Source organism: Saccharopolyspora soli (genome assembly GCF_022678645.1).
Classification (GTDB): domain Bacteria; phylum Actinomycetota; class Actinomycetes; order Mycobacteriales; family Pseudonocardiaceae; genus Saccharopolyspora; species Saccharopolyspora soli.
In genome coordinates this window covers 16,036-35,668 of sequence record NZ_JALBWV010000030.1, presented here as the reverse complement: position 1 = coordinate 35,668, position 19,633 = coordinate 16,036, and the positions used below count along the sequence as shown (strand labels likewise).

Annotated in this window: 20 protein-coding genes; 9 read left to right on the top strand and 11 right to left on the bottom strand. The window is 67.3% G+C overall.

Translation table 11 applies throughout. From position 1 onward, the window contains the following. Positions 1–53: 53 nt before the first annotated feature. Positions 54–2,639, top strand: a complete 2,586-nt coding sequence (locus MOQ72_RS22705; RefSeq protein ID WP_242187149.1) for an outer membrane protein assembly factor BamB family protein — start codon at positions 54–56, stop codon at positions 2,637–2,639. A gap of 75 nt (positions 2,640–2,714) precedes the next feature. Here MOQ72_RS22705 and MOQ72_RS22700 read toward each other — a convergent pair whose 3' ends face one another. Further along, positions 2,715–3,593 carry a LysR family transcriptional regulator gene (locus MOQ72_RS22700; protein WP_242187140.1) on the bottom strand — a complete coding sequence of 293 codons (879 nt, stop codon included), beginning with the start codon at positions 3,591–3,593 and terminating at the stop codon, positions 2,715–2,717. A 94-nt stretch (positions 3,594–3,687) separates the two neighbouring features. On the opposite strand from MOQ72_RS22700, the gene MOQ72_RS22695 reads away from it, so the two are divergent. Next, positions 3,688–5,064 (top strand): MFS transporter, encoded by a 1,377-nt coding sequence (locus tag MOQ72_RS22695; RefSeq protein WP_242187138.1) that lies wholly within the window; start codon positions 3,688–3,690, stop codon positions 5,062–5,064. A 23-nt stretch (positions 5,065–5,087) separates the two neighbouring features. Here the strand turns inward: MOQ72_RS22695 and MOQ72_RS22690 are convergent, their stop codons facing one another. Next, positions 5,088–5,507: a hypothetical protein gene (locus MOQ72_RS22690; protein ID WP_242187136.1), complete on the bottom strand. Its 420-nt coding sequence runs from the start codon at positions 5,505–5,507 to the stop codon at positions 5,088–5,090. 52 nt (positions 5,508–5,559) lie between these two features. Further along, positions 5,560–6,183 carry a TetR/AcrR family transcriptional regulator gene (locus MOQ72_RS22685; RefSeq protein ID WP_242187135.1) on the bottom strand — a complete coding sequence of 208 codons (624 nt, stop codon included), beginning with the start codon at positions 6,181–6,183 and terminating at the stop codon, positions 5,560–5,562. Positions 6,184–6,330: 147 nt separating this feature from the next. Here MOQ72_RS22685 and MOQ72_RS22680 point away from each other — a divergent pair, with 147 nt between their 5' ends. Further along, positions 6,331–7,068 carry an SDR family NAD(P)-dependent oxidoreductase gene (locus MOQ72_RS22680; RefSeq protein ID WP_242187133.1) on the top strand — a complete coding sequence of 246 codons (738 nt, stop codon included), beginning with the start codon at positions 6,331–6,333 and terminating at the stop codon, positions 7,066–7,068. Positions 7,069–7,335: 267 nt separating this feature from the next. On the opposite strand, the gene MOQ72_RS22675 is transcribed toward MOQ72_RS22680, so the two are convergent. Then, positions 7,336–8,031, bottom strand: coding sequence for an SDR family oxidoreductase (locus tag MOQ72_RS22675; protein ID WP_242187128.1), 696 nt, complete (start codon positions 8,029–8,031; stop codon positions 7,336–7,338). 241 nt (positions 8,032–8,272) lie between these two features. Between MOQ72_RS22675 and MOQ72_RS22670 the strand changes: the two genes are divergently transcribed. After that, positions 8,273–8,734, top strand: a complete 462-nt coding sequence (locus MOQ72_RS22670; RefSeq protein ID WP_242187120.1) for a winged helix-turn-helix transcriptional regulator — start codon at positions 8,273–8,275, stop codon at positions 8,732–8,734. A gap of 23 nt (positions 8,735–8,757) precedes the next feature. On the opposite strand, the gene MOQ72_RS22665 is transcribed toward MOQ72_RS22670, so the two are convergent. Both MOQ72_RS22665 and MOQ72_RS22660 read right to left on the bottom strand, forming a co-directional pair. Next, a complete protein-coding gene (locus MOQ72_RS22665) occupies positions 8,758–9,489 on the bottom strand; it encodes an SDR family oxidoreductase (RefSeq protein ID WP_242187118.1) in 732 nt (243 codons plus the stop codon). 142 nt (positions 9,490–9,631) lie between these two features. Beyond that, on the bottom strand, positions 9,632–10,459 hold the full coding sequence (locus MOQ72_RS22660) for a helix-turn-helix domain-containing protein (protein ID WP_242187116.1): 828 nt from the start codon (positions 10,457–10,459) through the stop codon (positions 9,632–9,634). A 106-nt stretch (positions 10,460–10,565) separates the two neighbouring features. Here MOQ72_RS22660 and MOQ72_RS22655 point away from each other — a divergent pair, with 106 nt between their 5' ends. Then, the gene (locus MOQ72_RS22655; protein WP_242187107.1) at positions 10,566–10,799 is read left to right on the top strand and encodes a hypothetical protein; all 234 of its coding nucleotides are present in this window, start codon (positions 10,566–10,568) and stop codon (positions 10,797–10,799) included. After that, positions 10,760–11,218 (top strand): hypothetical protein, encoded by a 459-nt coding sequence (locus MOQ72_RS22650; protein WP_242187105.1) that lies wholly within the window; start codon positions 10,760–10,762, stop codon positions 11,216–11,218. Before MOQ72_RS22655 ends, MOQ72_RS22650 begins: the two co-directional genes overlap by 40 nt. 3 nt (positions 11,219–11,221) lie before the next feature. Here MOQ72_RS22650 and MOQ72_RS22645 read toward each other — a convergent pair whose 3' ends face one another. The 5 genes from MOQ72_RS22645 to MOQ72_RS44610 all read right to left on the bottom strand — a co-directional run bounded on the left by MOQ72_RS22645 (position 11,222) and on the right by MOQ72_RS44610 (position 13,682). After that, entirely contained in the window at positions 11,222–11,431 is a 210-nt protein-coding gene (locus tag MOQ72_RS22645) for a TOBE domain-containing protein (RefSeq protein ID WP_242187102.1), read from the bottom strand. A gap of 97 nt (positions 11,432–11,528) precedes the next feature. Next, positions 11,529–12,371, bottom strand: coding sequence for an alpha/beta fold hydrolase (locus tag MOQ72_RS22640; protein WP_242187100.1), 843 nt, complete (start codon positions 12,369–12,371; stop codon positions 11,529–11,531). Positions 12,372–12,571: 200 nt separating this feature from the next. Next, positions 12,572–12,961, bottom strand: coding sequence for a dihydrodipicolinate synthase family protein (locus MOQ72_RS22635; RefSeq protein ID WP_242187098.1), 390 nt, complete (start codon positions 12,959–12,961; stop codon positions 12,572–12,574). A 108-nt stretch (positions 12,962–13,069) separates the two neighbouring features. Continuing rightward, complete coding sequence (locus tag MOQ72_RS44615) at positions 13,070–13,381, bottom strand: FMN-binding negative transcriptional regulator (RefSeq protein WP_277954506.1); 312 nt, start codon at positions 13,379–13,381, stop codon at positions 13,070–13,072. Continuing rightward, complete coding sequence (locus tag MOQ72_RS44610; RefSeq protein ID WP_277954505.1) at positions 13,341–13,682, bottom strand: FMN-binding negative transcriptional regulator; 342 nt, start codon at positions 13,680–13,682, stop codon at positions 13,341–13,343. Before MOQ72_RS44610 ends, MOQ72_RS44615 begins: the two co-directional genes overlap by 41 nt. 610 nt (positions 13,683–14,292) lie before the next feature. Between MOQ72_RS44610 and MOQ72_RS22625 the strand changes: the two genes are divergently transcribed. From MOQ72_RS22625 to MOQ72_RS22615, 3 genes are all read left to right on the top strand, one after another. Then, entirely contained in the window at positions 14,293–17,946 is a 3,654-nt protein-coding gene (locus MOQ72_RS22625) for a PQQ-dependent sugar dehydrogenase (protein ID WP_242187096.1), read from the top strand. A 24-nt stretch (positions 17,947–17,970) separates the two neighbouring features. Continuing rightward, a complete protein-coding gene (locus MOQ72_RS22620; RefSeq protein WP_242187083.1) occupies positions 17,971–18,633 on the top strand; it encodes a 3-keto-disaccharide hydrolase in 663 nt (220 codons plus the stop codon). A 202-nt stretch (positions 18,634–18,835) separates the two neighbouring features. Next, positions 18,836–19,630 carry a class I SAM-dependent methyltransferase gene (locus MOQ72_RS22615; protein WP_242187080.1) on the top strand — a complete coding sequence of 265 codons (795 nt, stop codon included), beginning with the start codon at positions 18,836–18,838 and terminating at the stop codon, positions 19,628–19,630. Positions 19,631–19,633 lie beyond the last annotated feature (3 nt).

Here is a 19,633-nt window from a genome sequence, read left to right as displayed (position 1 = left end):
ATCGTGGACATTTTGGCGGCCCCTCCGGGTTCGCCGAGAAGGGATCACGACGAATGGATTCGCCGAACAGGCTTGGCGCACGGCCGGTTTCGCCGCCGGTACGCCGGGCCCTGACGATCACGATGGCCAGCCTGGCTGGCGTCGTGCTGATAAACCCCCTGGTGCCCAGGGTCGCGGCAGCTCTCGATCCGGCGCTGGCGACCATTTCCGGGGTCGTCTACCAGGACAAGAACCGCGACGGCAAGCAAGACAGCGGTGAGCCCGGTGTCGCCGGGGTCAACGTCTCCGATGGCGCGAAAACGGTGCGGACGGACGACTCCGGCCGCTACGCGCTGTCCGTCGACATCAACCGCAGGGCCACCGACATCGTCTTCATCACCAAGCCAGCAGGCTTCGACGTCCCCACCGACGAGGCCATGACGCCGCGCTTCTACCAGCCGCTCGGGCAGCTGGTAGACGGCGCGCAGGCCACCGCGGACTTCGCGCTGCTGCCCAACCCGAAGGTGAACAGCGGCAACTTCACCTTCGCCAACATCGCCGACCCGCACGTCACCCCCGATCTGGCCGACCAGCTGCGGCAGATCAACTCCACCGAGCAGGACCTCGCGTTCGTGCAGGTCAGTGGTGACCTCACGAACAACGCGACGGACGCGGAGTTCCAGCGCTACCGCGCGTCCACCGCAGCCTCGAAGCTGCCGGTGTGGCCCGCGGTGGGCAACCACGAATACCGAGCTGGCGCGACCTACGCCGAGCGCATCGACAACTACCGGCGCTACGTCGGCCCCGAGTGGTACTCGTTCGACTACGGCGACCGCCACTTCCTCGTGCTGGAGAACATCGGCGGCGCACCGCTGGAGGAGCAGCGCGAGTGGGCGGCCCAGGACCTGGCGGCCAACGCGCCGGGCAAGCACGTGGTCGTCCTGATGCACATGCCGATGAACGTCCCGTTCGGCTCGCCGTCCACCTACGACTCGTTCTCCGAACTGCTCTCGAAGTACCGGACCGAACTGGTGCTGGTCGGGCACGAGCACTCCAACGACGTCGACACGGAGTGGGTGAAGGGTGCCAAGCACATCCAGACCAACTCCAGCTCCTACACCATCGACCACAGCCCGCGCGGCTTCCGCTACGTGCACATGTGGGGCGACGGCTTCGACAACCCGTTCCGGATGTACGGGGTGGACCAAGCGCTGTCGGTGACCAGCCCCGCGCCCGGCGCGTCGGTGTCCGCCGACGGGCTGCGCGAGGTACAGGTGAACGCCTACCGCACGTCGGACGAGGTCACCAAGGTGCGTTACCGCATCGACGGCGGCCAATGGCGCGACATGACGAAATCCGGCGATTTCACCTGGTTCGACGGCTATCCGACGAGCGCGTCGCGGGCACCCGGCGAGCACACCCTCGACGTGGTCGCCACGGCGGGCAAGGACATCGAGTGGCAGAAGTCCTCGAAGTTCCAGCTGACCGACTCGGCGCCCACGGCCGTCCGCACCGGTGCTGACTGGCCGCAGTTCCACGGCGATGCCCAGCACAGCGGCACCACCGGCGACTTGGTGCGCCCCAACCTGGATCTGGCTTGGACGCTGCGGACGCCGGGCTCGATCCTCACCGGGTCACCCGCCATCGTGGGCGGCGTCGCGTACGTCGGCACCCGCGACGAGAACGGGGAAGGCAACAGCGCTGTGCACGCGGTCGAAATGACCACGGGCAAGCTGCTGTGGTCGACGAAGACCGAGTCCTCGGTGCACGGTTCGCTGGCCGTGTCCGACGGCGTGGTGTTCGCCCCGACGATCCACGGCACCCTGCACGCCTTCGACACGGCAACCGGCGCTGAGCGCTGGCGGCGCGACCCGGAGCCGAGCGACCCGAGGCAGCGCTCGTACTCCTACTACTCGCCGACAGTCGCCGAGGGCAAGGTGTTCTGGCCCTACCAGACCCGTTACGGCAAGGCCAGCCGTGGCCTGCTCGCCGCGTTGGACCCGAAAACCGGTGCCACGCTTTGGGAATCGCCGATGACCGGGGCGACCATGAGCGACGGCACGCCCGCCGTTGCCGACGGGAAGGTCTACGTCGGCAACGAGACCGCGGACCGGATCGTGGCCTACGACGCGAACACCGGCAGCCAGCTCTGGCAGTCCTCCAACGCGCTCGGCGGCTGGCAGGACGCGGCACCCACCGCGGTCGGCGGACGAGTCTTCATCGGATCGAACAAGAAGGTGATCGCCCGGGACGGTACGACGGGTGCGGACCTGTGGTCCTACACCAGCCCGGACGCGTCGTGGCTGCCCGGCAACGCCACCGCCTCGGCCCCCGCAGTCGTGGGCGACACCATGTACATGGGCTTCCCGGACGGACGGGTCACCGCGCTCAACGCGGCGACCGGTGCGGTCGTGTGGAGCGTGCGCCTACCGGGCAAGCCGTACCTCGGCGGTGTCCTGTCGTCGCCCGCGGTCAGCGGTGACACCGTCTACATAGGATCCAATGACGGCCACCTCTACGGCCTCGACCGGTTGACGGGCGCCACGGTGTGGAACTACGAGATCGGCACCTGGGTCGCATCGTCCCCGGCGATCTCGGGCAACACGATGATCACAGGTGCCTGGGACGGCAACCTCTACGCCTTCACCGCGAAGCAGTAACCGCCCTTTCTGAGTGAAGGGCACCTTCGACCGGCATACTCGGTCAAAGGTGCCCTTCACTCGTCCCCAAATGCGTTATGCGCTGGTGGCGTAGAGGACGTCGCGCAGGCCGGGCAGGTCCTCCCGGTCGCTGCGCCAGACGAGCCGCAAGTTCAGCTCCGGTGCGGGGAAGTCGAGTTTGACCAGGGTCCCCGACCCGAGCGCGGTGGCCACCGCGAACTCCGGGAGCAGTGCTATCCCCATGCCTTGTTCGGCCCAGGCGCGCATCACCGGGACCGATCCGGCGTGGACCCGTTCCGGACCAGTACCGATGATCTTGTCGGCCACCATCAAGAAGGAGCAGTTCGGCGCGTTGACCAGAAGCCGTTCGCCGGACAAGTCGGCAGGATCCAGGCGAGGACGGCCGCGCAGCCGGTGGCCGGGGTCCGCGACCAGGGCGAGCGGGACCGCGTCGACGTCGACGAACGCCATTGGTTCGGCCGGGGCCTGAAAGCCGAGATCCCCCAGGACATCACCGGTGTCCAGGAGCAATGCGGCCTCCAGCCGCCCGGCGATCACGTCGGCGAGCAGGTCGTCCCGACTGGCGGCAGGGCGCACGTCGACGCGGACGCCCGGACGGCGTTCGGTGAGCCTGCCCAGCACTCGCGGCACGTACGTCGCGGTGATGGTCTCCAGCGCACCGAGCCGCAGTGCCAGGTGCTGCCCGGTCACGTCACGTCGAGCCTGTTCAGCCTGGTCGAGGAGGCAGCGGGCCCAGCTCAGCAGGCGTTCTCCCGCCGTGGTCAGGCGCATGCCCTTGCTGGTCCGGTCGAACAACGCCACACCGAGCGACTTCTCCAGGGTGCGAATCTGCTCGGAGACGCTGGAGGGGGCCATTTCCAGGGCGACGGCGGCTTCGGTCACCGTCCGGTGCCGCACCACGGCCTCGAAGGTTCGCAGCTGGCGCAGTTCCATGCCGGTGTGCAACCACGGCGGGCATTCGGAAATTCCGAATGGGGGTCCGGGTCTGCCGGTGGAAGCGGCCGCGCCCGGCCCCGACTGTGGGAGCGTGACCACTTCCCCCACTTCTTCGCCCCGCGCACGCGCACGTCAGCGGGCCGGTAGCCGTCGGATCGTGCTGCTGGGCATCTCGCTCGGGTACTTCATGGTGCTGCTGGACATGACCGTGCTCTCGATCGCGGAGCCGGATTTGGCCGCTTCGCTGCACACCTCGATCTCCGGTCTGCAGTGGACGACCACGGCCTACACGGTGGTGTTCGGCGCGTTGCTGTTGTCCGCCGGTGCGGTCACCGATCGGTACGGAGCGCACCGGGTCTTCCGGCTGGGCGTCGCGGTGTTCGGGCTCGGCTCGCTGCTATCCGCCGTTGCCCCTGCGCTGGGATTGCTGATCGCGCTCCGAGCGGTGCTGGGCGCTGCCGGGGCCGCGTGCGTACCCGCTTCGATGGCGATGATCGCGCGGCTCTACCCGGACCAGGCCGAGCGCACCCGTGCCGTCGCGGCGTGGGCCGCCACCAGCGGCGCAGCGGTGGCCGCGGGCCCGATCGTCGGCGGTGCTTTGGTCGATCTGGCGGGTTGGCGGGCGATCTTCCTGATCAACGTGCCGATCGCCGTACTGGTGCTCGCCCTGACCGCAGGGCGGGCGGCCCAGTGCCCGAGCAGCGACCGACGGATCGACTGGATCGCGCAACTCGCGGCCTGCGCGGCGCTGGCACTGCTGACCGACGCACTGGTCGCGGCGGGCGCGGGTTCCTGGGTGCACGCGGCTGGGTCGGGGATCGGCACGGTGCTCGTGGTGATCGTCTTCGCCGTGTTGGAGCGGCGCAGCGCGACACCCGTGCTGAACCGGGCAGTGCTGCGCAGTGGTGGCGTGCGGGCTGGGCTGGCAGCCGGTGCGGCGGTGAACTTCGCCCTCAACGGAAACCTGTTCGTGCTGCCGCTGCTGCTCCAGCAGGACCACCACCTGACCGCGGTGGTCACCGGCCTGGCTTTCCTGCCGCTCACCTTGCCGTTCGTGCTCAACCCGCCGGTAACCGGCCGAATCGTGGCACGTTTCGGCCCCCGCCCACCCATTGTGACGGGGTTGGCGCTGCTCACCGGGGGAGGTATCGCGCTCGGCTGCGCGGCCTGGGCGAAGGCCCACTACGGCTGGCTCGCGCTCGGACTGCTGCTCACCGGATTCGGGGTGTCGTTCGCCCTGCCCGCCCTGACGACGGCCATCATCAACGCCGCCCCGCAAGGAACCGCCGGAGCCGCCAGTGGCCTGCTCAACGCCGTCCGCCAAACCGGCGCAACACTCGGCGTCGCCACCATGGGCTCCGTCACCGGCATCGGATCGGCGTACGCCCTGCTCCTCTCGGCCGCAGCATGCCTCGCAGCCAGCGCCTGGTTCGCCCGCCCAACCCGAGCAACGGATCCTCGTGAGTGAAAATCCCGACGCGCAGTGGCGTCCTATCGCTGCTCCTCTTCGTAGAGTTGCCGCAAAAGTTGCCGAACAGCCCACGAATTCGGCAGGACCCACGTCTCGGCGGGCACAGCTCCGGCGACCGGATCCTCCGGCTCGCCCAGCCACAGCTGAACGGCTTCCCACGCGGTGAAGCCAGCTTTCCGTGCTTCCATCAACCGGGCCCGCCAACGTCCACCGGCGTTGTAACCGGCAACTCCGGCGCCCCGCTTGGCATAGAAGTCAGCGGCGTCTTCCGTCTCGGAGGCCCACAGGTAGCCGATCACCCGGCGTTGCAGAGTCACCGGGACGCAGCGGACAGGCGTTTCGGAGCGGATCGAGTATTCAGTCCGCTCAAACGTGAAGGGGCCGAGATCTCCGAACTCTCCCGGACGGCCCGTCCACCATCCATCATGAATGTTCGGCATCTTCGGCTCCACCCTTCCGGCGGCCCATAGCGGTGCGGATCTGGCCGATGGATCAGTTGAGCCGCAGGTGTTTCGGGGGCGGGTGCGGGAGTGCTTGTCCTGCGGTGGTGCGCATGCCGTCGAACGCCAATTCCAGGTAGCGGCGCCATGCTTCCGGCTCGGCGGCCATCAGCGGGGCGGCCGTCTGCTGGATACCCGCGAGCAGCAGGACGATGTCCGTCCCGGTTATGTCCGGGCGGATGGCGCGCCGATCCCGCGCGCGGGCCGCGAGGGCTTCCGCGACGTCGCTGAGGCGGTCGATTCCTTCGCGCACATCGGAATGCTGCAGCGACGGACGACCAATGACCTCGCAGAACGCCCGATCCCGTACGAGGATCTCGATGCCTGCCGCCATGAACTCCCGCACCGCACCGGCCGGATCATCCGCTTCCAGCAGCCGATTCCCGGTGTCCACGAGTTCGTCGAGCATCCGCAGCATGATCGCCGCCAGCAGTTCCGCCTTCGACGCGAAGTGCCGGAAGACCGTCCCCTTGCCGATCCCGGAGCGCTGGGCGATCTCGCCGATCGACACGTCGATGCCGCCCTCGGCGAACGCCTCGGCGGCGGCGTCCAGCAGCAGCCGCCGATTGCGAACCGCATCCGCCCGCGACGGGGAGGCTGGCGTCGTTCCGGTCATGCACACCTCCTTGCAACTCGCAGTCTACGCCTAACATGACCGACCGGTCCGGTACCGTGCTACGGTTAAGGTGACCGCCCGGTCCGCTTGTGGCGGACGGCGCATACGCGCAGATCGCGGCCCCGAAAACCCACCGAAGGGAAGCACGTGAGCAACACGTTGGATGGAAAAGTCGTCCTCGTCACCGGAGCCTCGTCCGGCATCGGAGAAGCGACCGCCCTCGCGCTCTCGCAGGAGGGCGCGCATGTCGCGGTCGGCGCCCGGCGCACCGACCGGCTGGCGACGCTCGCCCAGAAAGCCCCCGGCGAGGTGCTGACCCTCGAACTCGATGTGACCGACCAGGAATCGGTGCGCGCCGCGATCGAAGCGACCGTCGAGCGCTTCGGCGCGTTGGACGTTCTGGTGAACAACGCCGGGCTCATGCTCAGCGGTCCGATCATGGGTGCGGACACCGCCGAGTGGACGCGGATGGTCGAGACGAACCTGCTCGGCTCGATGTACACGGTCCACGCCGCCCTGCCGCACCTCTTGGAGAGCAAGGGCGCCGTGGTGCAGATCTCCTCGACCTCCGGCCGCACCGCGTCCGCCGGTGGCGGCGTCTACGCCGCGACCAAGTTCGGCATCAACGCATTCTCCGAATCGCTGCGCCAGGAGCTAACCGCGAACGGTTTGCGCGTCGTCGTCATCGAGCCCGGCTTCGTCGCCACCGAACTGGCCAGCCACATCACCGACCCGACGATGCAGGCCGCCGCGAAGCAAATGGCCAGTGCGATGCGAACCCTCCAACCCGAGGACATCGCCGCAGCGGTCTGCTACGCCATCGCGCAACCCGACCACGTGGCGGTCAACGAGATCCTGGTCCGCCCGACCGACCAGACGCATTGACCCCAACGCGCCGTCGGCCACGCGGCGCGTCTTGGCGTGCCGACGGGGCGGCTCGCGGTGATTTTGCCGGTAAGAACCGGGATTCCCACTCACTGTCGGGCGTGTTCGCTTCGATCGTTGCGGTTACCTGGTGGTATTCGGGCAGCTCGACAGCTGACGGCACGCGAAGGCGCCCCGCCGGACGTTCCGGGGCGGGGCGCCTTCCTTTCCGCCGAGCGCTCGGTTCGTGGCGGGGACCCGATGTCTCCCCCACCACGAGCTCGCCGGTCACTTGGCCGGGTAGAACTGCTTGAGGTCGTTGGGTAGCGCTGACTTGATCTGCTTGGACTTCTCGTCGACGAGCACCTCTTCCTCGTCTGCGCGCAGGCCCTCCATCGTCGCGCGGGCGACTTCCTCGGGTTTGATCTTGGACTCTTCGACCTGCGCGGCCAGGTCGGTGTCGACGAACCAGCAGTGCACCCCGACCACGAGCGTGCCTTGTGGGCGCAGCGCCATGCGCAGCGCGTTGGACAACGACCACTGGGCCGACTTGCTGGCCGTGTAGCCCGGCACCTGCTCCAGCGCGAACCAGGACCCGGCGGAGAGCATGTTGACCACGGCTCCGCCGCCGTTCGCCGCTAGCACTGGCGCGAATGCCTGCGTCGTCGCCCAGGTACCGAAGTAGTTGACCTCCATCTCACGCCGGGCGTTGTCCAACGAGTCCGTCAGCGCCAATGTTCTGAACGCGACTCCCGCGTTGTTGATCAGGATCGAGGTGTCCGCGGCCAGCTCTGCGGCCTTTGCGATGCTGTCCGGCTCGGTGACGTCCAGGCGAACGGGGATCACGTCGGGATCGGTGATCGTCTCCGGTCGCCGGGCCGCCGCGTACACCTTGGCGCCGTTGGCGACGAGTGCGCGGGCGAACTCCCGGCCGATCCCCCGGTTGGCGCCGGTCACGAAGGCGGACTTGCCTCGAATCTCCATGATTGCTTCCCCATCTGCTCCAAAGGAGTGCGAGCCGATGCCGACCAGCACGGCACCCAACCATAGAGTTCTGACTTTAGTTTTTCAACTCAGACTTCGATCGATGGACAGCCGACGACAGCCACCACGGCCACGGTCCGACCCATCCAGCGGCCAGTCAGTCCGCCACGTGGATTCTGAAATGAGACTCAGATAGACTGGCCTGCGCGGATGTGCTGCGGATCAGTGGGAGGTGGCTGCGATGGCCAGAGCGGGAGCGGCTTCCGACGATCCGGTTTGCTCGATCGAACGGAGCCTGCTGGTGTTGGGCGAGCGCTGGTCGCTGCTGGTCCTGCGCGAGATCAACCGCGGGAAGCACCGGTTCGCGGAAATCCAGACGTCGCTGGGAATCGCGCCGAACCTGCTCAGCACCCGGCTGAAGACGCTGGTCGACGCGGGTGTGGTGCGCAAGCGCACGTACCAGGAACCGGGCAGCCGACACCGGGACAGCTACCACTTGACCGAGGCCGGACAAGAACTTCAAGTGATCTTCGGAGCACTCCAGCAGTGGGGCGACCGCCACTGCCCGCGCCCATCAGGACCATCAGCGGCGCGGCGAGAACGCACCACCGGAAAGCCGGTCCACGTCGGCTTCATATCGAACGAAACCGGCCGAGAAATCCCCCACACCGACGTCGTCTTCGAACTGACCCTCGACCGCTAGAACCGGGCGAACGGCACGACAGATCAGCCCTGCCTGGTCGAACGGATCAGGACTTCGTTCACATCGACGTCATCGGGCTGGGCGACCGCGTAACCGATGGCGTCAGCGACGGCACCTGCCGGGATGGCGAACTGTTCCATCGCCGCATGCGCGGCGGCCTGCACTTCCGGATCGCCACCGCGGTCGGTGAGTTCGGTGCGGGTGAAGCCCGGACTCACGACGGTGACGCGGACGTCCTGGCTCTCCTGGCGCAATCCTTCAGACAGGGCCCGAACCGCGTACTTGGTGGCGCAGTAGACGGCCGCCGTCGGATCGACCCGGTGCGCCGCCGTCGAGGCCACGTTCACGATGTGGCCGCCACCGCGAGCCCGCATCAGCGGTAGCACCGCCGCGATCCCGTGCAGGGTGCCGCGCAGGTTCACATCGATCATCTGGTTCCACTCGTCGATCCGCAGCGAGTCGACGCGCGACAGCGGCATCACGCCCGCGTTGTTGACCAAGACGTCGATGCGGCCGTGCCGCTCGTGGGCGGCCTCGACGAAACCGCGCACGCTGTCGAGGTTCGCCACGTCGAGCTCCTGGTGGTCGGCTCGGCCACCAGCGTTGCGGATCTCGTCGGCGAGTGCCGCTAGCCGGTCCACGCGCCGTGCGCCGAGAACGACGTGGTGGCCATCGGCGGCCAAACGGCGGGCGGTCGCCGCACCGATGCCGCTGCTGGCTCCGGTGATCAGAACGATCTTGCCGTCCGTGGTCATGGGAACTCCTTCGAAGACGCTGGGCTTGCGGCAGGAAGCGCCGCAGGACCAAGCGTCCGGCAGCCGCCGCGCCGGGAGAAGGTCGTGGCTTCCTGGGTGTGCCGCACCCAGGAAGGCAGGTTGGTGCAACGCGATGCGACGCTCAGGTGTTGGCGTGCACGGAGCCCAGGTAGGCGATCGCGTCGGCGCTGCGGCTACCGGGTTCCGGCGTACCGACGAGCAACTGCTGGCCGGGGGCGTCGCGGACGTCGAAGGTCTGGTAGGTCAACTCGACTCGACCCACCGCGGGGTGGACGAAGACCTTGAACATCCGGGTGAGTCCGGTCACGGTCTGGTCCTGCCACAGGTCCCGGAACCGGGGCGAGGTCCGCAGGAACTCGTTGACGAGCGCCCGGATCTCCGGGTCGTCCGGGTAGTAGCCCGCGTTGAGGCGCAGGGCGTGGACGGTCTGCTCGACCAGGGTGGGCCATTCGACGAACACGGCGCGCGCCTGCGGGTGCTGGAACAGGACCCGAACCATGTTGGTCATGCCGTCGAAGGGCGAAAGCAGCGCGGCGGCGATGGTGTTGGTGGCGAGCACGTCGAACGCCGGGCTGAGCACATACGCGGCCGCACTCGGAAAGGAGTCCAGCAGTTGCAGCAGCGCCGGGTGGACCAGGTCTCGCGCGCTGCCCGATGTCGGGTTCGGATTGAGCCCGGCGAGCCGGAAGAGGTAGCCGCAGGCATCGGCGTTGAGTTTCAGCGCCCGCCCGATCGCGTCCAGGACCTGCGCGGAAGGGTTGCGTTCGCGTCCCTGTTCGAGGCGGGTGTAGTAGTCGATGCTCACCCCGGCGAGCACCGCGACCTCCTCGCGGCGAAGTCCCGCGACCCGGCGGTCACCTCCGCCTGACAACCCCACATCCGCGGGCGCAACACGCGCGCGATGGGCTCGGAGGAACTCCCCGAGCTTGTTCGTGGATGTGTCGGGCATGACGGCCAGACTAACCGCCCGAACGTGCGGCACGCCTGACCCGCCAGCCAACGCACGAGGGCGCGCAGCGTTCAACATCGCCGCAGGTTCAACATCTCCGCACCACGTGTCGCCCGAGGTCGACGCGGACGCGCTGGAGATGGCGCACGTGCTGCTGACGTTGATCTCACCGACGGGCCCGTCGGACCGCGACCGCAAAGCGATCCAGGCATTCGGCGCCATGTCGGCCGTGCTCGACTCCGCCGGAACGAAGATGAAGGAGTTCACCACCAGGCGTAACGGGATGTGCGGGAGAACTCGGTGGTGCTCTACACGGGGCGCGGCGACCTGCCGGACATAGCAGCAACGGCGTTGCAGCACAACCTGCACCCGCACCGAGTCCCGGCGGGGCGCGGACTGGTGACGGCGTACCTGCGCGCGTCGGTATCGCGTGCGGTGTGGGATAAAGCCGACGACGCAATCGTGGGCAGAACTGCCTCCGGCATTCGCAAGCTCGGCGTTTTCCCAGAAATAGACCGAAACTGCCGAGCCGTGCACGTCGACCGCCGCTGGCCGAGCGTCCTCATCCGTCGCCCCGGCGCGTACCGAGATGCGGCGTTCGCTGCGAGCCAACCGACATCGCGGAGGGTGCACCTCGCGGGCGGCGACCTGTTCGGCCACTCGACCACGATCGGCAGCCTCAAATCCAGCGAACAAGCCGCCAGCCACCTGCTCACCACGTTGAATCCGCGCCAGCCCAGGAGAATCCCGATCCGATGACGATCATTCGACCGCGAGCATGACTTCGGTGGACTTGACCAGAACCGTGACCGACGTCCCTGGCTGGAGGTTGAGATCGTCAGCAGCATCCTTCGTGATCGAGGAGATGACCTGCTGTCCGCCTTCCAATGTCACTTTGACAACGGTCATCACGTCACCACGATCGACCTCGGCGACCGTTCCCCGAAGCTGGTTCCTGGTGGACAAACGCACGTTTCGCTCCTCGTGGGCCGAACTCCAAACCGGACAGTCGAAGTGTGAGCCCAGCGGACCCGCTCGGCATGTCGACCAGCAGCGCGTCGTGCGGAGATCAAGTCTTTCCGGCCCAGAAGCGGTCCAACTCGTCGCAGATGAAGTCAGTCCTCTCCTGGAACACCCAGTGACCGCACCGCTCGATCACACCGCCTTGCGCCTCGGTCGCGATGGCCTTCGCGCTTTCGATGCAGTGCGATCCGAAGGACGATCGGCCGCCCCACGCCATCATCGGCACGGTCAGCTTCTCCGCGGTCAACTCCCTCGTCTGCTCGGCCATTTGCGGGATGTAGCCGTAGAGGTTGAGACTGGCGCGGAGGTTGCCCGGCTGGCGCATCTGCATGGCATATGCCTGGATTTCGGATTCTGGCACCGCGGTCGGGTCGTAGGCGAAGTCTCGGAAGAAGTGCCGCAGGTACTGCTCTTCTCGTCCCTCGACCAGGAAGCGCGTGATGTCCATGTTCATGTGCATCCCGAGGTGCCAATACGCGACTCGCGGGTCTACGTATCCGGGGTAATCGAGGCCGAAGAACGGCGTTTCGATCGTCGAGAGCGACAAGGCGCGACCCGTCGCGAGATAAGCGAGCGCAACCGAAGCCGGTCCGCCGAGATCATGGCTCAGGACGTGAAATCGCTCGACCTCTTCGACGTCGAGCAAGCCCAGCACGTCGGCCGCGATCGTCTTCGGCTCGTAGCCGCTGAACGGCTTCTCGCTGTCGGCGAATCCCCGCAGATCCGGAGCGATGAAGCGATATCCGCGGCCCAACCGCTCGATGATGCACAGGTATTCGCGATGCGTTTCCGGCCAGCCGTGCAGGCAGAGCACGACCGGTCCGGATCCAGCGGTGACGTAGTGGAGCCGAACTCCATTGGTCTCAACGCGATTGTGTTCGATGTCCATCGGATCCCCCTGCACCCCGCCGGACTCGCGGAAGCTCGACCGGCCGCCCGGTCGAAAGCTGCCACGCAGCGGGTACCCGTCATGCGCACCCGAACCACATCGCACCAGGGCAACGATCCTGTCCACCTCGTCGCCCTCATCGACGGTGGCATCGTTCGTCAGCGATCCGGATCAGCCGGGCCTGCGGCGAGCCTGACTCGTCAGTTGCCCGACCGAGCGGTGCTCATGCGGAGGTTCCCAGTCGCAGGGCTTCCAGCGCGGTCGGTGAGCGGGTGGTACGTCATCGCGGCCAGCAGCACCGCCGCCGCACCCGCCTCCTGGGCATCCTCGGCCAGCGCGAGGACCTGCGAGGTGCGCAGCGCGCCGATGCCGACCATGACCGGGGTGCCCTCGGCGGCCTGAACGGCGATCCGCGCCGCACGAGCGCGCTGCTGGCGCGAGAAATAGGGGTAGCCGCCGGTGGAGCCCAGCGCGCCGATCGAGTCCACGCCAGCAGCCGCGAGGCGGGAGACCAGTTGGGCGTATGCGTGCTCGTCGATGCCCGACTCGCTGGTCGGGGTCAGTGGAAAGGCGCTGAGGCCGGTGAACATGGCGGGACGTCCCTTCAGCGTGTTGCGGGTCAGCCGCGGGCGGCAGTTCACCGTGGTCGGTCGCGATCACGGGCGCTCAGCACTGTCAGCACTCCGTCTGCGGTTTGCTCAGGCGCGGTGGTTCTCGACCGCTTTCGCGCTAGCCTCGTCGCCGGACTTCCGGAGCCCGTCGATCACTCCGTCGACATCGGCTGCCGGGCGGTTCTGGCTGAGCTTGAACTTGGCCTCGATCCGCTTGACGGCCACCTGCACGCCCACGATGGCTCGAAGTTGGCCGTGGAAGAACTTCTCCGGTGCGTCGTCGACCGACCACGGCATGGGCCGACCGGCTTCGTGGTGATCGGTGAGTCGGCGGACGACGCCCGCCACCCAGTCGGGATCATCGTGCACAGTCATGGTCCCGTACACGTGGGCGGTCATGTAGTTCCACGTGGGAACCACGCGTCCGTGTTCGGCCTTCGCCGGCGTACCAGGACGGCGTGATGTAGGAGTCAGGGCCGCGCACGATGACCAACGCGTCACCGATCACCGTTTGGCGCCAGTGGTCGTTGTTGCGCGCGAGGTGGCCCAGCAGAGTGCCGCGCTCCCGGTCGTAGATGAACGGCAGCATTGTCGCGATCAGACCGTCCGGGGTGGCGGTGACAAGGTCAGCGGCTCCGTGGTTGGTCAGCAGCTCGTGCACCGCTTCGTCGTCTGGTGCGAAGTGAGCGGGAACGTACATCAGGGCGATCCTCATCCGTCGTAGGCGGCTCCCCAAGAATCCCCCACAAAGCGGCACCCCAAAAGGTCCAATTCGATTCGAATCCGAAATTCCAATTCAACCAGCGAGGCCGATGCTCCGGCGAACACAGCTACCCGCACGCCTGGAACGGACGTGACGCAGCGAAATCAGAACTCCTCGCTGCTGATCCAAAACCAGGCGAAACCCAGCACCTGGGAGAGGATTTCCACGTCATACCGAGGGAAGAGGCTCACCCAGTTGCCGATGGCAGCTGGCGCCTTCGCGGCGCCGAGCCCTGCTGCTGCTCCCGCGACCGCTGTCCCGAACTGCCACCGCGAGATCGAAGGTGCTGGCAGATGCCGCTCGTCGATCGTGCTCGCCCCGTCACCGCAGGACCGCCAAAGGTCCGCGATCTTTCCCCGCTGCGAAAAGGATCATCGAGGTTGGGTCTTGATCGGGCATTGTGCGGTGGCCGGTCGTCCGATCGCCGGGTGAATTCTGCGTCGTGTGCCGCAATTCAATGACAGGACCGGACAGATTTCGACTCAGCCGCACCGCCTGCCTTTATCTTCTATTTACCTGGGTTTGGTGCTTTCCGAAAGAGGCCACGATGTCGGTGTCACCTCGTGCTGTCCGGAGTCCGTTGCTCGTGATCGGCGTGGTCCTCGCGGTGCTCGCCGCGCTGATCGGTCCCGTCAACGCCAGTCCCGCGCCGCCTCCCCCGCCGACCGATTCCGTGCGGGTGCTGGCCGGAAACGTCAGCGGCGCGCCGGAAGAGAACTTCGAGAAGATCAAGCTCACCGATGATGTCGGGGAGCCGATGGCGTTGGCGGTGGCACCGGACGGACGGGTGCTGATGACCGACCGGCGTGGTGTCGTGCGGTTGTTCGACCCGGTCACCTACAACGTCACCGAGGCAGGCCGGATTCCGGTCTACACCGGGGAAGAAGACGGGTTGCAGGGCATCGCGCTGGACCCGAACTTCGCGCAGAACGGCTGGGTTTACACCTACTACTCCCCCGCAGGCCCGGAGCCGAAGAACCGGTTGTCGCGTTTTCAGCTCGACGGCGCTCAGCTGAACTTGGCCGAAGAGCAGGTGATCCTGGAAGTACCCACGCAGCGCGACCTGTGCTGCCACGTGGGAGGCGACATCGACTTCGACTCGAAGGGCAACCTGCTGCTGTCCACAGGGGACAACACGAACTCGTGGGCTTCCGACGGCTACTCGCCGATCGACGAGCGGCCGGGGCGAGCCCCGTTCGACGCCCAGAAGTCCTCGGCGAACACGAACGATCTGCGCGGCAAGCTGTTGCGGATCACCGTGCAGCCGGATGGCTCCTACACGATTCCGGAGGGGAACCTGTTCCCGCCGGGCACGCCGTCGACCCGACCGGAGATCTACTTCATGGGGCTGCGCAACCCGTTCCGGTTCAGCGTGGACCGCGCGACCGACTGGGTGTACGTGGGCGTTGTGGGCCCGGACGCGAGTGAGGACGACCCGGAGCGGGGGCCGCGGCAGTACGACGAGCTGGACCTGGTCAAAGGACCGGGCAATGGTGGTTGGCCGTACTGCATCGCCGACAACATCCCTTACCGCGACTACGATTTCGCCACCGGTGTCTCGGGCCCGCCGTTCGACTGCGCGAATCTCACGAACGATTCACCGAACAACACCGGACTGACAGAGTTGCCGCCAGCACAAACTCCGTTGATCTGGTACCCGTACGAGTGCTTCGACGTCTTCCCGCAGATCGACTGCCCCGGTGGGGGGACCGCGATGGGCGGTCCAGTGTACCGGTTCGACCCCGATCTGGCGTCGCCGACGAAGTTCCCAGCCGAGTACGACGGGGCGGCGTTCTTCTACGAGTACTCCCGCGGGTTCGTCAAGGATGTCCGGGGCGACGGCCAGGGGCAGCTGGTGTCGATCTCCCCGTTCATGCCGAACGCCGACTTCGACCAGCCGATGGACATGGAGTTCGGGCCGGAAGGATCGCTGTACGTGCTGGAGTACGGCGGCGGATTCTTCACCCCGGGCCCGAACGCGGGGCTGTACCGCATCGACCACACCAACGGCCAGCGTTCGCCGACCGCCCAGGTGACCGCCACCCCGCGTTCCGGCAACGCGCCGCTGGAGGTCTCCTTCGACGCGTCGGAATCGTCGGACCCGGACGGGGACGAGCTGCGGTTCCAGTGGGATCTCGACGGAGACGGGACCATCGACACCGAAGGCCCGCAGGTTCAGCACACCTACGCCGAGAATGCCGCTTACGACGCGAAGTTGATCCTCACCGACGCCACCGGCCGGGTCACGGTGGCCCGAGTACCGATCTCGGTGGGCAATCACGAACCGGTGGTGAACCTAGAGTTGCCGCCGGACGGCTCCATGATCGACTTCGGCGACGAAATCTCCTACCGGGTCGGGGTTTCCGACACCGAGGACGGCGTGATCGGACAGGGCATCAGTTGCGCGGACGTGCGGGTGCAGGTGGCGCTGGGGCACGACGAGCACGCGCACCCGCAGACCGAAGTCCAGGGCTGTTCGGGGCGGATCCAGATCCAGCAGGACGACGGGCATGGCTCGGATGCGAACCTGTTCATCGTCCTGCGGGCCACCTACACCGACCGGGGTGGGCCGAACGTGCCGCCAGCCGAAGGCAGCCACGAGATCCGCTTGCAGCCCAAGAACAAACAGGCCGAGCACGCCACCGCACTGCACGGGGCGTCGGTGGTTTCCGACGATGGGGCCCAGGGCGATGCGGCGATCGGCGACATCGATCCCGGTGACGCCGTGTCGTGGCGGCCGATGAGCCTGGAATCCGTGCAGTCCGCAGCGTTCCGGGTGGCCGCACCGGGCGCGGGCGGCACGATCGAGCTGCGGGCAGGCGCTCCGGATGGGCCGCTGGTGGCGACCGCACCGGTACCCGGAGGTGTCCCTGGATATGTGGATCTTCCTGCGGTGCCGGTGGTTGATCCGGGCGGCAGTCACGAGCTGTTCGCGGTGTTCGGTGGCCAGGGATCCGATCTGTTCCGGCTCGACGCGATGCGGTTCACCGGGCTGGGCGCGGCGGGTCCGCTCAACGTGTCGGCCGCCAGCGACCTCGCGCGCGGCCCGGCGCCGCTGGAGGTGACGCTGTCCGCCACCGCCGACAGCGCCCCGGCCGGGTCGCAGTACCAGTGGGACTTCGGCGACGGCACCACCGGTGTCGGAGCGCGGGTCGGCCACACCTACACCGAACTCGGCGAGTACACCGCGACCGTGACGGTGGTGGATCCGCAGGGCTTCGAACGCGGATCGGCGTCCACTGTGGTCACTGCTACCGAGCCGGTGCGAGGTGCGCTGGCGGTGTCGCCCGGTTCTGCGGAACTGGACGCCGGACAGCCGCATGAAGTGACTGCGACGTTGAGCGGGCCGAACCGCGCCGGAGCGCCGATCACCTTCGAGGTCTACCGGCGGGCACCCGCTGCGGGGCTGCCGCCCGGCCACTCGGCGGGTGTGCCGTTCATGCTGGCCGATCGGCAGGTGGTCAACACCGATCAGGGCGGTCTCGCACGGCTTTCCTACAGCAGTCCGGTTGCGGCCTCGGAGGTCGTGTTGGCGTGCGCGGCGCTGCAGGACTCGTGCAGCCGCGGTGACGGGCGCTTGGTCGTGGTGGACGGCGTGCCGGTGAACGTGCGCGATGACGTGCCGACCGGGCGGGGCCAGGTGTTGTGGCATCCGGCCCCGGATGCCGAGGGATGGCTGCGGTTGTTCGACGGGAGCACCTTGGCCGGATTCAGCCATGTCGGCCAAGGCGGGTTCACCGTCGCCGACGGGATGCTGCAGCCAACGGCATCGGGTCGTGGCGTGCTGTGGTACTCCCAGCAGCAGTTCGGTGATTTCGTGCTGGAGGCCGAGTACGAGACGTTCAACGTCAGCGCGGATTCCGGACTGATGCTGCGCTTCGGTGATCCCGGTGGCGATGCCACGCTGCCGGGTCGCGAAGGCTACGAGGTGGCGATCCTGGATCGGGTGGAGTCCGTCGACCAGCGGACGGGTTCGCTGCGCGGGGTCAAGGCCGCCGAGTTCCTGGCCGCCAAGCCGCCGCTGGGCGGGTGGAACCGGTTCTCCATCGAAGTGCGCGGCAACACCTACGTGGTCCGGCTCAACGACCAGGTCGTCACCGAGTACACCGGCGATGCCAGTCGCGGCCAAGGGCCGTTCATCGGGCTGGAGAACGCCGACAACCAGCTGAGGTTCCGCGACATCCGGGTTCGACCGCTGTGAGCTCCACTGACAAGGAGGACAGGGATGCGTGTTCGTAGTGCGCTGCTCGCCATGCTGGCGATGTTGGCGGTGATGTCCACGGGCGTGGCCGGTGCCTCGCAGGCGGCCCCCTCAGCAGGGTCGGCGGCGTATCGGCCGTGCGGGCCGCCGATCACGTTGTTCGACGGGAGCAGTCTGGACGGGTGGTCGCAGGCAGGCCCCGGCGGCTTCGACATCGTCGACCGGAAGCTGGTCAGCCACGGCGGCATGGGCCTGCTGTGGTACTCGGACCGGAGCTTTGCCGACTACGAGTTGCGGTTGCAGTGGCGGGTCACCGCCGAGACCAACAATTCCGGTGTGTTCCTGCGCTTCCCCGACCCCGGTGACGACCCGTGGGTGGCGGTGGACCACGGCTACGAGGTGCAGATCAACGACAATCCCGGTGGAGATCCGCAGAAAACGGGCACGATCTACAACTTCCAGCCGCCACTGCGGCAGGCGTCCAACCCGGTCGGCGAGTGGAACACCTACCGGCTGAGGGTAACCGGCCAACGCTACGAGGTGTGGCTGAACGACGTGCTGGTCAACGACTTCACCAGCACCGACCCGGCACGCGGCCCGGAAGGCTTCGTCGGCCTGCAGAACCACGACCCGGACAGCCGAGTCGAATTCCGCGACATCCGAATCCAACTGCTAACCACCAACTGAGCCGATCGGCAGGAACTCGCTCGCTCCTCAGTCGTGAGTGGTAATGGCCGTTGTGGCGACCACTACCACTCACGACGGTCCCGCTACCCGCACCGCCACGAAAGCCAATTCGCGCAACCTCTTACGGTGCGCTCGGGGCCGCTGGAAACCCAGGGAACGGGCGAACCCGACACGGCTCGTCGGGGCCGCCTACCGTGACCGCATGGACGAAGGCTCGGCACGCCACTTCTACGACGAGCTTGCTGAGGATTACCACCGGATCTATCCCGACTGGGAAACCAGCAGCGCTCGGCAAGCCCACGCCCTCGATGGACTTATCCGCCGCGAACACGGCCCAGGACCGCAGAGCATCCTCGACTGCGCCTGCGGGATCGGCACCCAGGCACTCGGTCTTGCCGCGCTTGGGCATCGCGTTATCGGCACCGACATCAGCCCTGTCGCCATCACCCGCGCGGCCCGCGAAGCACGCGCACGTCAACTGCTCCTGCCAGCCGCCGCAGCGGATATGCGCGCCCTGCCGTTCCGCTCCGCATCCTTCGATGTCATCGTCTGCGCTGACAATGCGCTTCCGCACCTGCTCACACCTGACGATCTTCAGAGTGCACTTACCGGCATGCGACGTCTTCTCAGACCTGGCGGCCTACTGCTGATCACGACTCGCCTCTACGACTCGATTCGCAAGACCCGTCCACGCTCCACGCCGCCCCAGGTCGCCGATACTCCGACCGGCCGAACGATCACCTTCCAGCTCTGGGACTGGCACAACGACGCGGAGCACTACGAAATCGAGCACTTCCAGCTCATCCCGCACGCGGAATCCTGGTCGGTGCGGGTCCGCCGCACGACGTACTGGGCGCTGACCCAAGACCAGCTCATGGGCTTCGTCATCGGCACGGGCTTCCAGGACGCCGAGTGGCACGCACCAGAAGACACCGGCTTCTTCCAACCGATCCTGACCGCAAGGGTCCCGACTTCCCACGGGAGCGGATTGAGCTAGCCG

Excerpts from the sequence above, each read along its gene's own strand:
- MOQ72_RS44615 (WP_277954506.1), bottom strand. The coding sequence starts at position 13,381 with ATGACCGCCCACGTGTACGGGACCATGACTGTGCACGATGATCCCGAC.
- MOQ72_RS22625 (WP_242187096.1), top strand. The coding sequence starts at position 14,293 with ATGTCGGTGTCACCTCGTGCTGTCCGGAGTCCGTTGCTCGTGATCGGC.
- MOQ72_RS22665 (WP_242187118.1), bottom strand. The coding sequence starts at position 9,489 with ATGACCACGGACGGCAAGATCGTTCTGATCACCGGAGCCAGCAGCGGC.
- MOQ72_RS22675 (WP_242187128.1), bottom strand. The coding sequence starts at position 8,031 with ATGGAGATTCGAGGCAAGTCCGCCTTCGTGACCGGCGCCAACCGGGGG.
- MOQ72_RS22620 (WP_242187083.1), top strand. The coding sequence starts at position 17,971 with ATGCGTGTTCGTAGTGCGCTGCTCGCCATGCTGGCGATGTTGGCGGTG.
- MOQ72_RS44610 (WP_277954505.1), bottom strand. The coding sequence starts at position 13,682 with ATGTACGTTCCCGCTCACTTCGCACCAGACGACGAAGCGGTGCACGAG.
- MOQ72_RS22670 (WP_242187120.1), top strand. The coding sequence starts at position 8,273 with ATGGCCAGAGCGGGAGCGGCTTCCGACGATCCGGTTTGCTCGATCGAA.
- MOQ72_RS22700 (WP_242187140.1), bottom strand. The coding sequence starts at position 3,593 with ATGGAACTGCGCCAGCTGCGAACCTTCGAGGCCGTGGTGCGGCACCGG.
- MOQ72_RS22660 (WP_242187116.1), bottom strand. The coding sequence starts at position 10,459 with ATGCCCGACACATCCACGAACAAGCTCGGGGAGTTCCTCCGAGCCCAT.
- MOQ72_RS22615 (WP_242187080.1), top strand. The coding sequence starts at position 18,836 with ATGGACGAAGGCTCGGCACGCCACTTCTACGACGAGCTTGCTGAGGAT.
- MOQ72_RS22705 (WP_242187149.1), top strand. The coding sequence starts at position 54 with ATGGATTCGCCGAACAGGCTTGGCGCACGGCCGGTTTCGCCGCCGGTA.
- MOQ72_RS22635 (WP_242187098.1), bottom strand. The coding sequence starts at position 12,961 with ATGTTCACCGGCCTCAGCGCCTTTCCACTGACCCCGACCAGCGAGTCG.
- MOQ72_RS22690 (WP_242187136.1), bottom strand. The coding sequence starts at position 5,507 with ATGCCGAACATTCATGATGGATGGTGGACGGGCCGTCCGGGAGAGTTC.
- MOQ72_RS22640 (WP_242187100.1), bottom strand. The coding sequence starts at position 12,371 with ATGGACATCGAACACAATCGCGTTGAGACCAATGGAGTTCGGCTCCAC.
- MOQ72_RS22685 (WP_242187135.1), bottom strand. The coding sequence starts at position 6,183 with ATGACCGGAACGACGCCAGCCTCCCCGTCGCGGGCGGATGCGGTTCGC.